Annotated in this window: 10 protein-coding genes; all 10 read left to right on the forward strand. The window is 71.6% G+C overall.

Annotated elements, in window-relative coordinates; all coding sequences use genetic code 11:
- Window positions 1-124 precede the first annotated feature (124 nt).
- Window positions 125-1,288, forward strand: coding sequence for a cell division protein FtsZ (ftsZ, locus tag QOL15_RS06680; protein WP_065960866.1), 1,164 nt, complete (start codon window positions 125-127; stop codon window positions 1,286-1,288).
- Window positions 1,289-1,294: 6 nt separating this feature from the next.
- Entirely contained in the window at window positions 1,295-2,056 is a 762-nt protein-coding gene (locus tag QOL15_RS06685) for a YggS family pyridoxal phosphate-dependent enzyme (protein WP_083393990.1), read from the forward strand.
- Between the two features lie 43 nt (window positions 2,057-2,099).
- Complete coding sequence (locus tag QOL15_RS06690) at window positions 2,100-2,666, forward strand: cell division protein SepF (protein ID WP_071247376.1); 567 nt, start codon at window positions 2,100-2,102, stop codon at window positions 2,664-2,666.
- Window positions 2,667-2,739: 73 nt separating this feature from the next.
- Complete coding sequence (locus tag QOL15_RS06695) at window positions 2,740-3,036, forward strand: YggT family protein (protein ID WP_253181573.1); 297 nt, start codon at window positions 2,740-2,742, stop codon at window positions 3,034-3,036.
- Window positions 3,037-3,218: 182 nt separating this feature from the next.
- Window positions 3,219-3,911, forward strand: coding sequence for a DivIVA domain-containing protein (locus tag QOL15_RS06700; protein WP_071247374.1), 693 nt, complete (start codon window positions 3,219-3,221; stop codon window positions 3,909-3,911).
- Between the two features lie 2 nt (window positions 3,912-3,913).
- On the forward strand, window positions 3,914-4,663 hold the full coding sequence (lspA, locus tag QOL15_RS06705) for a signal peptidase II (RefSeq protein ID WP_254784116.1): 750 nt from the start codon (window positions 3,914-3,916) through the stop codon (window positions 4,661-4,663).
- Window positions 4,660-5,592: an RluA family pseudouridine synthase gene (locus QOL15_RS06710; RefSeq protein ID WP_065960878.1), complete on the forward strand. Its 933-nt coding sequence runs from the start codon at window positions 4,660-4,662 to the stop codon at window positions 5,590-5,592. The genes lspA and QOL15_RS06710 overlap by 4 nt, the downstream gene beginning before the upstream one ends.
- Window positions 5,593-6,258: 666 nt before the next feature.
- Window positions 6,259-9,741 (forward strand): DNA polymerase III subunit alpha, encoded by a 3,483-nt coding sequence (gene dnaE / locus QOL15_RS06715; protein ID WP_071247486.1) that lies wholly within the window; start codon window positions 6,259-6,261, stop codon window positions 9,739-9,741.
- 7 nt (window positions 9,742-9,748) lie between these two features.
- Complete coding sequence (locus QOL15_RS06720; RefSeq protein WP_175473839.1) at window positions 9,749-10,846, forward strand: hypothetical protein; 1,098 nt, start codon at window positions 9,749-9,751, stop codon at window positions 10,844-10,846.
- On the forward strand, window positions 10,843-12,153 hold the full coding sequence (hisD, locus tag QOL15_RS06725; RefSeq protein ID WP_071247373.1) for a histidinol dehydrogenase: 1,311 nt from the start codon (window positions 10,843-10,845) through the stop codon (window positions 12,151-12,153). Before QOL15_RS06720 ends, hisD begins: the two co-directional genes overlap by 4 nt.
- Window positions 12,154-12,169 lie beyond the last annotated feature (16 nt).

Genomic DNA, 12,169 nt, shown 5'->3' on the forward strand with positions numbered 1-12,169 from the left:
ACGCGGCGTGGCGGGGCGACAGGGCTCCCGGGGCACCCGTAGCGTCGTCGGAGCACCACATCTACCAGCAAGACCCCTGAACTTCAAGTAGAGGTTGAGGGTTTCGACCGGAGGCCCGACTGACGTGACCACGAACCACAACTACCTCGCCGTCATCAAGGTCGTCGGCGTCGGCGGCGGCGGCGTGAACGCCGTGAACCGCATGATCGAGCTCGGCCTCCGCGGCGTCGAGTTCATCGCGATCAACACCGACGCCCAGGCGCTCCTGCTCAGCGACGCCGACGTGAAGCTCGACGTGGGTCGTGAGATCACGCGCGGCCTCGGTGCCGGCGCGGACCCCGAGGTCGGCCGTCGTGCCGCCGAGGACCACGCCGAGGAGATCGAGGAAGCCCTCGCGGGCGCCGACATGGTCTTCGTCACCGCAGGCGAGGGCGGCGGCACCGGTACGGGTGGTGCGCCGGTCGTCGCACGCATCGCGAAGTCGATCGGCGCGCTCACCATCGGCGTCGTCACGAAGCCGTTCAGCTTCGAGGGCAAGCGTCGCCAGTCCCAGGCCGAGAACGGCGTCGCCGGACTCAAGGACGAGGTCGACACGCTCATCGTCGTCCCGAACGACCGCCTGCTCGAGATCTCCGACCGCGGCATCTCCATGGTCGAGGCCTTCGCGACCGCCGACCAGGTGCTGCTCGCCGGCGTGCAGGGCATCACCGACCTCATCACGACCCCGGGTCTGATCAACCTCGACTTCGCCGACGTCAAGTCGGTCATGCAGGGTGCCGGTTCCGCGCTCATGGGCATCGGTTCGTCCCGCGGGGCCGACCGGGCGATCAAGGCCGCCGAGCTCGCCGTGGCCTCGCCGCTGCTCGAGGCCTCGATCGACGGTGCGCACGGTGTGCTGCTCTCGATCCAGGGTGGGTCGAACCTCGGCATCTTCGAGATCAACGACGCCGCGCGCCTGGTGCAGGAAGCGGTCCACCCCGAGGCGAACATCATCTTCGGTGCCGTCATCGACGACACCCTCGGCGACGAGGTCCGCGTGACCGTCATCGCCGCCGGCTTCGACGGCGGCGAGCCGAGCGCACAGCAGAAGGAGCGTCGCTCGAGCTGGGTCGACCCCGAGGGCGGCTCGTCCGCTCCCGCGTCCAGCGGTGCGACCGGTTCGATCGAGGACACCGCGACCAGCACGCCGTCGTGGGCCTCGCAGCAGCACGAGGCGCCGGCGCAGCGCGCCGCCGACCCGGCCTTCGACGGCGACGACGAGCTCGACGTCCCCGACTTCCTCAAGTAAGGAACGATGGCAGCCGACACGCGCCTCCCGTCCGCCTCGTCACCCGACGACGGACGGGAGGCGCGTGCTGCGTCCGGTGGTGACGACGCGCTCGCGACGCGGCTCGCGACGGTGCGCGGCAGCATCGCCGACGCGGCACGCGTCGCTGGACGCAGCGTCGACGAGCTGACGCTCGTCGTCGTCACGAAGTACCACCCGGCGTCGCTCGTCCGCGAACTGGCGGCACTCGGCGTCACCGACGTGGGGGAGAACCGCCACCAGGAGGCGCAGGCGAAGGCCGCGGAGCTCGCCGACCTCGGGCTGACCTGGCACTTCGTCGGCCAGCTCCAGTCGAAGAAGGCGCGGCAGGTCCGCCGCTACGCCGACGTCGTGCACTCGCTCGACCGGGACTCCGTCGTCGACGCCTTCGCGCCCACCGAGGCCGAGCCCGACCCGCGCGTCGTCGAGGGCTTCGTGCAGGTGAACCTCACCGACGACCCGGGCCGTGGCGGCGTGCAGCCCGACGCCGTCGAGGCCATGGTCGAGCGGGTGCTCGCGACCGGGACCGTCCGCCTGCGCGGTGTGATGGCGGTCGCGCCGCTCGAGGGGTCGCCCCGCGCCGCGTTCGCCCGGCTGCGGACGATCTCGGAGCGGGTGGCGTCGCTGGCGCCCGGCGCGACCGACATCTCCGCGGGGATGAGCGGTGACCACGCCGAGGCGATCGCCGAGGGCGCGACACACCTGCGGATCGGGACCGCAATCACGGGAAACCGACCGGTCGCGCCCTAGCCTCGTGGCAGGGCACCCACGAGCAAGCACGACCGGAGGAACCATGGCCAACCCGCTCAAGAAGACGATGGTCTACCTCGGCCTCGCCGACGAGGAACTGTACGAGGACGAGCGGCAGGAAGCTCCCGCGCAGCAGCGGCAGCACGCCGCTCCCGCCCCCGCCGCAGCCCCGTCGGTGGCGCCCGTGCAGGAGACCCCGGCACCCGCGGCCGCTCCGGCAGCGGCACCCGCGGAGCCCAAGACGCACACCCACCAGCGCGGCGCCCAGGTCACCCCGCTCCGCCGCTCGCACACGACCGCACAGAAGGCGACCCCGGTCCAGGAAATGAACGAGATCCTCACCGTCCACCCGCGCGAGTACAAGGACGCCCAGTCCATCGCCGAGAGCTTCCGCGACGGGATCCCCGTCATCATCAACCTCTCGCAGATGACCGAGACCGACGCCCGTCGCATGATCGACTTCGCGTCGGGGCTGTCCCTCGGGCTGTACGGCAAGATCGAGCGCGTGACCAACAAGGTCTTCCTGCTGTCGCCCGCCCACGTCGCGGTGAGCGGCGAGCCGGCTGAGGTAGAGTCCGACATCGAGGCGTCCTTCTTCGCCCAGTCCTGAGCCGGCCCCCGGTTCACCCGCCCCCGTGCGGCCGTCGGTCTGACGGGCGCACCCGAGCCGAGCGAGCCCCATCGTGTCACTGGTCTTCGGGATCCTGTCCTTCGCCCTCCTCCTCTACTTCTTCGTGATGTGGGGCCGGTTCGCGCTCGACATCGTGCAGGCGTACAACCGGTCGTGGCGTCCCCGGGGCGGCGTGCTCGTGCTCTCGGAGTTCGTGTACACCGTGACCGACCCGCCGATCCGGGCCGTGCGCAAGCTCCTCCCGCCGTTGCGGATGGGGCCGGTCGCACTCGACTTCGGGTGGACCATCGTCATGCTCGTCGTGATCATCCTCCGGGTGATCGTCGGCACGCTCGCCCGGTCGTTCTGACCGGATCGGTCCCGACACGCGCCACGCCGGGGCCCGGACACCGTTCCGGGCACGGTGTCGGTGTACGGTGGTCGGGATCGAGGCCCGCTCCGGCAGGCCTCCGCACCACTCGGCACGGCTGGTAGGTTCGGTCGTGACGCAAGTGGTTCCACACGTTCAGCAGTTCTATCGAGGTGACGGCAATGGCTTTGACGCCGGAAGACGTAGTCAACAAGCGGTTCCAGCCGACGAAGTTCCGTGAGGGCTACGACCAGGACGAGGTCGACGACTTCCTGGACGAGGTCGTCGTCGAGCTCCGTCGTCTGACGGCCGAGAACGACGAGCTGCGCCAGCGCCTGCAGTCGGCCGAGTCCGCGCCGAAGCTGGCGAAGGACGAGCAGTCGGCACCGGCCTCCGCTCCGGAGCCCGAGCCCACCCCGGCCCCCGTCGCCGCAGCACCGGAGCCCGCTCCGGTCGCCGCCGCCGCGCCGGCCTCGTCGACGGTCCCCGCCGACGAGGACACCGAGGGCACCACGAACCTCCTCACGCTCGCTCGTCGTCTGCACGAGGAGCACGTCCGCGAGGGCGTCGAGAAGCGTGACGCGCTCATCGCCGAGGGCACCGCGCAGGCCGCCCGCCTGGTCTCCGAGGCCGAGGCGAAGCAGCGCCAGATCATCGCGGACACCGAGAACACCAACCGCCAGCGCGTGCAGGTGCTCGAGCAGGAGCAGCGCCAGCTCGAGGGCAAGATCGACGAGCTCCGCACGTTCGAGCGCGACTACCGTGCGCAGCTCAAGAGCTACATCCAGGGGCAGCTCGCCGAGCTCGACGGTTCGGGCTCCGAGCAGTCCGGCCTCACCCCCGCGCCGGCATCGGCGCAGGGCTTCGGCAACTGACGTTGGTCCGACCAGCACCATCGGCGAAGGTCAGTGTCCGCGCTATCGCGGCACTGGCCTTCGCCGCTGTCGTCGTGGTGGCGCTCGACCAGGGCGTGAAGGCCCTCGTCGTCGCGAACCTGCCGTACGGCCAGCCCGTCGCCGTCCTCGGTGACGCCCTGCAGTTCTTCTACGTGCGGAACCCCGGCGCCGCGTTCTCGTTCGCGGTCAACATGACGTGGGTGTTCTCGATCGTGTCGACGGCCGTGGTCGTGGCGATCATCGTCTTCGCGCGGCGCATCCGGTCGATGTGGTGGGCGCTCGTCCTGGGCATGCTGCTCGGCGGCGCGCTCGGCAACCTGCTCGACCGGCTCTTCCGTGAGCCCGGCTTCGGTCGCGGGCACGTGGTCGACTTCATCTCCACGCCGTGGATGATGCCGGCGATCTACAACATCGCGGACGCGTTCATCTGCGTCAGCATGGTCGTGTTCGTGCTGCTCGTCGTGTTCGGGGTCAACCTCGACGGGACGCGCACGCCGTCGGCGAAGCAGCAGCGCGCCGACGCCGCGGCCGCCGCCTCGTCGTCCGACGACGACGTCGAGCGCGTCGCGCACCGCGTCGCGGACGACGGGACCGCCGCCCGTGACGCAGCCGTCCCGACGACCGCGGCCGACGCTGCGGACGCGGGTCGCGCCTCCCGGCCGGCCGACCGCGCCACGGACCCGCGCGGGCCGCACGACCTCCGCGACGCGCTCGGACACGACGCGACGTGAGCGTCGAGTCCCGGTCCCTGCCCGTGCCGGACGGGCTCGCGGGCGAGCGCGTCGACGCCGCCCTCGCGAAGCTGCTCGGCTTCAGCCGGTCGTTCGCGGCCGACGTCGTCGCCGCGGGCGGCGTCAGCGTCGACGGCGTGACGGTCGGCAAGTCCGACCGGCTGCACGCCGACTCCTGGCTCGAGGTGTCGTGGTCGCCCAAGGAGCCGCCGCGGATCGTCCCGGTCGAGGTGCCGGGCATGACGATCGTCCACGACGACGAGGACATCGTCGTCGTCGACAAGCCAGTCGGTGTCGCCGCGCACCCGTCGCCCGGGTGGGACGGCCCGACCGTCCCCGGGGGGCTCGCCGCCGCGGGCTTCACGATCGCGACCTCCGGCGCCGCCGAGCGCGCGGGCATCGTGCACCGGCTCGACGTCGGGACGTCCGGGCTCATGGTCGTCGCGAAGACCGAGACCGCGTACACGCACCTGAAGCGGGCGTTCAAGGAGCGGACCGTCGAGAAGGTCTACCACGCGCTCGCGCAGGGGCACCCCGACCCGAGCTCCGGCACGATCGACGCGCCCATCGGACGGCACCCGTCGAGCGACTGGAAGTTCGCGGTCACCGCGGACGGCAAGCCGAGCGTGACGCACTACGAGACCCTCGAGGCGTTCCGAGCCGCGTCGCTGCTCGAGGTGCACCTGGAGACCGGGCGCACCCACCAGATCCGCGTGCACATGGCCGCCACCCGTCACCCGCTCGTCGGGGACACCACGTACGGCGCCGACCCGGTGCTCGCCGGGGAGCTCGGGCTGACGCGGCAGTGGCTCGACGCGGTCCGGCTCGGCTTCGCGCACCCGCGCACGGGGGAGTGGGTGTCGTTCGAGGCGTCCTACCCCGAGGACCTGCAGGTCGCGCTCGACCGGATCCGAGCCGCGTCCGCCTGACGGCGACCGCCGCCGGGCCACGCGCCGCCGGGCGGGCGGCGCCGGGCGGGCGGCGCGTGGCAGCGTGGCGGCGCCGCCCTGGCCGAGCGGGCCCGATCCGTCCCACTCGGTGCGTCCGCCCGACGGTCCGCACCCGCTCGGCGAACACCGCGCGGCGTGTCCTGCGCGTTCGTTCGGTGCCGAGCCAGTCCACGCCCGGACGGGAGGCGCGTTGCGGCGCCGCCACGCGCCTCCCGTCCGGCACCGGGTCGCGTCCACCGTCGGCCCCCGAGCGGGCACGTTCCGTCTCGATCGGCGCCATCAGGCGACGTGTACCGCCCGCTCCGCGGAACGCGCTCGGCATGTCCTGTCCGCTCGGCAGGGCCGGCCCGCTCGGCGAGCCGAGCGGGCCTTCTCCGTCACGGTGGCCGGCATCGGGCGACGCGAACCGCCCGATCGGCGCAACGCCCGTGGCGTGTCCTGCCCGCTCGCGGGGCGGGCAGCGCCGGACGCCGGTCGGCGCTCGCGTCGGACACGCGCGGGAACGTCTGCGGTCACGTCGAACACGCGCGGGAACGTCGCCGGTCGCGGTTAGGCTGGTCCCGCCCCGCAGCAGACCGTCGAACCGGAGGTACCGTGTCGGACACCGACTCCTTCGTCCACCTGCACGTGCACAGCGAGTACTCGATGCTCGACGGCGCCGCGCGACTCACCGACCTCGTCGCCGAGACCGCCGCGCAGGGGATGCCGGCGGTGGCCGTCACCGACCACGGCAACATGTTCGGCGCGTTCGAGTTCTGGAAGGCCGCGAAGGCCGGCGGCGTCAAGCCGATCATCGGGACCGAGGCGTACATCACGCCGCGCACGCACCGCACCGACAAGACGCGTGTGCGCTGGGGCGACGGCGGGGGCGACGACGTCTCTGGCGCGGGTGCGTACACGCACATGACGATGTTCGCCGAGAACACCGCGGGCATGCACAACCTGTTCCGGCTGTCGTCCCGCGCCTCGATCGAGGGCTACTACTTCAAGCCCCGCATGGACATCGAGCTCCTCGACCAGTACCACGACGGCATCATCGCGACGACGGGGTGCCCCTCGGGCGAGATCCAGACCCGACTCCGTCTCGGCCAGTACGACGAAGCGCTCAAGGCCGCCGCCGACTACCGCGACATCTTCGGCAAGGACAACTACTTCGCCGAGATCATGGACCACGGCCTCGAGATCGAGCGCCGCGTGATCGAGGACGTCGTCCGCATCTCGAAGGACCTCGGCATCCCCCTCATCGGGACGAACGACCTGCACTACACCCACGCGCACGACGCGAAGTCGCACGCGGCGCTGCTCTGCGTGCAGTCCGGTTCGACGCTGAACGACCCGAACCGCTTCAAGTTCGACGCCGACGAGTTCTACCTGAAGACCCCGCAGCAGATGCGCTACGTCTTCCGCGACCACCCCGAGGCCTGCGACAACACGCTCCTCATCGCCGAGCGGTGCGAGGTCGAGTTCGACACCGCGGCGAACTACATGCCGAAGTTCCCGGTGCCCGAGGGCGAGACCGAGCACTCGTGGTTCGAGAAGGAGGTCGCGAAGGGTCTGGAGTACCGGTACCCGGAGGGCATCTCGCGCGAGGTCCAGGAGCGCGCCGACTACGAGGTCGGGATCATCAACCAGATGGGCTTCCCGGGGTACTTCCTCGTCGTCGCCGACTTCATCAACTGGTCGAAGAACAACGGCATCCGCGTCGGACCGGGCCGTGGTTCCGGTGCCGGCTCGATGGTCGCGTACGCGATGCGCATCACCGACCTCGACCCGATCCGTCACGGCCTCATCTTCGAGCGATTCCTCAACCCGGACCGCGTCTCGATGCCCGACTTCGACGTCGACTTCGACGACCGGCGCCGTGGTGAGGCGATCAAGTACGTCACCGAGAAGTACGGGTCGGAGCGCGTCGCCCAGATCGTCACGTACGGCACCATCAAGGCGAAGCAGGCGCTCAAGGACTCCTCCCGCGTGCTCGGCTTCCCCTTCGGCATGGGCGAGAAGCTCACGAAGGCGATGCCGCCGCCCGTGATGGGCAAGGACATCCCGCTGACCGGGATCTTCGACAAGGACCACCCGCGGTACAAGGAAGCCGTCGACGTCCGCACGGTCGTCGAGACCGACCCCGAGGCGAAGACGGTGTTCGACACCGCGCTCGGGCTCGAGGGGCTGAAGCGCCAGTGGGGCGTCCACGCCGCCGGCGTCATCATGTCGAGCGAGCCGCTCATCGACATCATCCCCGTGATGAAGCGCGAGCAGGACGGCCAGATCGTCACGCAGTTCGACTACCCGGCTGCAGAGTCGCTCGGCCTGATCAAGATGGACTTCCTGGGGCTCCGGAACCTCACGATCATCAGCGACGCCCTCGACAACATCAAGAGCAACCGCGGCATCGACCTCGACCTCGAGACGATGGGGCTCGAGGACGAAGAGGCCTACGCGCTCCTGCAGCGCGGCGACACCCTCGGCGTGTTCCAGCTCGACGGCGGCCCGATGCGCGGTCTGCTCCGCCTGATGAAGCCGGACAACTTCGAGGACATCTCCGCGCTCATCGCCCTGTACCGTCCGGGCCCCATGGGTGCGAACTCGCACACGAACTACGCGCTCCGCAAGAACGGCGAGCAGCCGATCACGCCGATCCACCCGGAGCTCGAGGAACCGCTCCAGGACATCATCGGCACGACCTACGGCCTGATCATCTACCAGGAGCAGGTCATGGCCATCGCGCAGAAGGTCGCGGGCTTCTCCCTCGGCCAGGCGGACATCCTCCGCCGCGCGATGGGCAAGAAGAAGAAGTCCGAGCTCGACAAGCAGTACGCGGGCTTCCAGAAGGGCATGCAGGACAACGGTTACTCGGCCGCTGCCATCAAGACGCTCTGGGACATCCTGCTGCCGTTCTCCGACTACGCGTTCAACAAGGCGCACTCCGCCGCGTACGGCGTCGTGTCGTTCTGGACCGCGTACCTCAAGGCCCACTACCCGGCCGAGTACATGGCGGCGCTGCTCACGAGCGTCGGCGACGCCCGCGACAAGCTCGCGCTGTACCTCAACGAGTGCCGACGCATGGGCATCAAGGTCATGCCCCCGGACGTCAACGAGTCGATCGGCTTCTTCGCGGCCGTCGGGGACGACATCCGCTTCGGCATGGGCGCGATCCGCAACGTCGGCTTCAACGTCGTCGACGACATCGTGCAGGCGCGCACCGAGAAGGGCGCGTTCGAGTCGTTCCACGACTTCCTGCGCAAGATCCCGATCTCGTCGGCGAACAAGCGGACCGTCGAGTCGCTCATCAAGGCCGGTGCGTTCGACGAGTTCGGCGACACCCGTCGCGCCCTGGTCGAGATCCACGAGGGCGCGGTCGAGGGCGCGGTCAAGGTCAAGCGCGACGAGGCCCACGGCAACGTCGGCTTCGACTTCGACTCCCTGTTCGCCGAGGTCGCCGAGGAGCAGCCGTCCTCGGCCCCGGTGTCGCAGGTCCCGGACCGTCCGGAGTGGTCCAAGCGCGACAAGCTGGCGTTCGAGCGCGACATGCTCGGCCTCTACGTGTCCGACCACCCGCTGGCCGGCCTCGAGATCGAGCTCGCGAAGCACCAGTCGATCACCATCGCCGACCTGCTCAGCGCCGACGACTCGATCGAGGGCGAGACCGTCACGGTGGCGGGCCTGCTCACGAGCGTGCAGCACCGCGTCGCGAAGTCGAGCGGCAACCCGTACGGCATCGTCCAGATCGAGGACTTCGGCGGCGAGATCGGGGTCATGTTCCTCGGCAAGACGTACCAGGAGTTCGGCCCGTCCCTCGTCGCCGACTCGATCGTCGTGCTGCGCGGCCGGGTGAACGTCCGCGACGACGGCAAGGCGCTGCACGCGGTGAGCATGTTCCAGCCGAACGTCGGCGACGCGATGGGCTCCGGCCCGCTGACGCTGTCGGTGCCGGAGCGTCAGGCGACCACCGAGATCGTCACGGAGCTGGCCGCGGTGCTCGGTCGGCACAGCGGCGAGACCGAGGTGCGGCTCAAGCTCGTGAAGGACTCCGTCGCGCGCACGTTCGAGCTGCCGATGCCGGTGAACCTCACGCCAGACCTGTTCGGCGAGCTGAAGAGTCTGCTCGGCCCGCGCTGCCTGGTCTAGGCACGGCGTGACCGACCCCGGAGCGCCACGGCCGTCGGCCGCGGTGCTCCGGGCGTTCGGGGCCGGTGGCCGCACGCCGGTCCGCCTCGACGGTGGGCGCGGGGAGACGTGGCGCGCCGGTGACGTCGTCCTGCGTCCGCACGGTGACGTCCGGGAGGCGCGGTGGCGGTCCGACACGCTGGCCCGGCTCCCGCACACGGCCGCGTTCCGGACGCCCCGCCCGGTCGCGGCTGCGGTCGGCGGAGGCAGGTCCGTGGGCACCGGGGCCGTCGCAGTCGGCCCCGCGGGCGTCGACCGCCGGGCCGTCGACCCGGGGCGTGTCAACCCGGGGCCTGTCGACCCGGAGCCCGTCGACCCGGGGCCCGTCGACCCGGGGCCCGTCGACCCGGGGCCCGTCGAACTGGGGCCCGTCGAACCCGGGTCGGGCGACGTGCGGTCGGCCGGTCCCTGGTTCGTCGACGGGTGGGAGGCGTGGGAGTGGCTCGACGGTGCGACGGACCCGGCGCGCGTCGAGGACGTCGTCCGCGCCGGGTCGGCGTTCGAGGCAGCCCTGGCGGGTCTCGACCGGCCCGCGTTCCTCGACCTGGTCGACGACCCGTGGAGCCGCGCCGACCGCGTGGTGTGGGGCGCCGGGCCAGCACAGCCCGACCTCCCGCGGGACCGCGCACCGCGCACCGGCCCGCCGCCGCGCACCGGCCGGCTGCTCCGCACCGATCCGCTGCTGCGCCGCCTGGCCGGAACGTTCCGGTCCGTCCGGACGCCCGAGCAGCCGGTGCACGGCGACCTGCTCGGCAACGTGCTGTTCTCGCCGGGGCAGCCGCCCGCGGTGTTCGACTGGGCGCCCTACTGGCGACCGGCGGGGTACGGTGCCGCGGTCGCCGCCGTGGACGCTGTCTGCTGGCACGGTGTCCCGCTCCGACGGCTCGGGCCGCTCGGGGAGCTCGCCGCCGCGCCCGAGTGGCCGCAGCTGCTCGTCCGTGCGCTCGCGTTCCGGGTCGTCACGCTGCACCTGCTCGGCGCCTGGGACGCCGGATCGACCGCCCGGCACGGGCCCGTCGTCGACGCGCTCCTGTCGGGTGCCGCCGGTACGCTGGACCCCTCATGATGCAGCGAATCGACCTCCGCGGCGGTCTGCCCGCCCGTGCCGAACTCCTCCGTCTCATGCCGCGCGCTGCCGGTGACGTCTCGTCCGCCGTGGCGTCCGCGCGCGAGCTCGTCGACGCGGTCCGACACCAGGGAGCCGACGCACTGCGCGACCAGGCCGAGCGGTTCGACGGGGGAGCGCCCGAGCACGTGCGGGTGCCCGCTGCCGAGATCGCCGCGGCCGTCGCGGGACTCACGCCGGAGCTCCGGGCCGCGCTCGACGAGGCCATCCGCCGGGTCCGTGCCGCGAGTGCCGCGCAGGTGCCCGCCGGGTCGGTGACGACCCTCGCCGACGGCGCCGAGGTGCACCAGCGCTGGCAGCCGATGCGCCGCGTCGGGCTCTACGTCCCCGGCGGCAAGGCCGTGTACCCGTCGAGCGTCGTGATGAACGTCGTCCCGGCCCAGGTCGCCGGCGTCGGCTCGATCGCGCTCGTGTCGCCGCCCCAGCGCGACCACGGCGGCCGGGTCCACCCGACGATCCTCGCCGCGGCGGGGCTGCTCGGCATCGACGAGGTCTACGCCATGGGCGGTGCCGGCGCGGTCGGTGCCCTCGCGTACGGCGTCGCGTCGATCGGCCTCGAGCCGGTCGACCTCGTCACCGGTCCGGGCAACAACTACGTCGCCGCGGCCAAGCGCCTCGTGCGCGGCGTCGTCGGCATCGACTCCGAGGCCGGGGCGACCGAGATCCTCGTGATCGCCGACGACACCGCCGACCCGGGCTTCGTCGCCGCCGACCTGGTGAGCCAGGCCGAGCACGACGAGCAGGCCGGCAGCGTGCTCGTGACGACGTCCGAGGCGTTCGCCGACGCCGTGGAGGCGGCCATCCCGGAACGGGTGGCTGCGCTCGGGACGGCTGCGCGCCTCCAGGCCGCCCTGGACGGACCGCAGTCGGCGGTCGTGCTCGTGGACTCGCTCGCCGACGCGGCGACCGTGAGCAACGCGTACGGGCCGGAGCACCTCGAGGTGCAGACGGCCGACGACGACGCGGTCCTCGCTGACATCGACGCGGCCGGTGCCGTCTTCGTCGGACCGAGCACGCCGGTAAGCCTCGGGGACTACCTGGCGGGGTCGAACCACGTCCTGCCGACGGGGGGTCAGGCGCGCTTCGGGTCCGGGTTGTCGGCGTCCACGTTCCTCCGCCCGCAGCAGGTGATCCGGTACTCGCCGACAGCGTTGGCAGAGGTCGCTCCGCACATCGTGGCGCTCGCGACCGAGGAGCAGCTCCCCGGTCACGCCGCCGCGGTGACGGAACGCACCGGCCGGGCCTGACGGCAGCCGGGAGCCG

Origin of the sequence: Curtobacterium sp. MCBA15_012 (assembly GCF_001864935.2) — a bacterium.
Taxonomy (GTDB): Bacteria; Actinomycetota; Actinomycetes; order Actinomycetales; family Microbacteriaceae; genus Curtobacterium.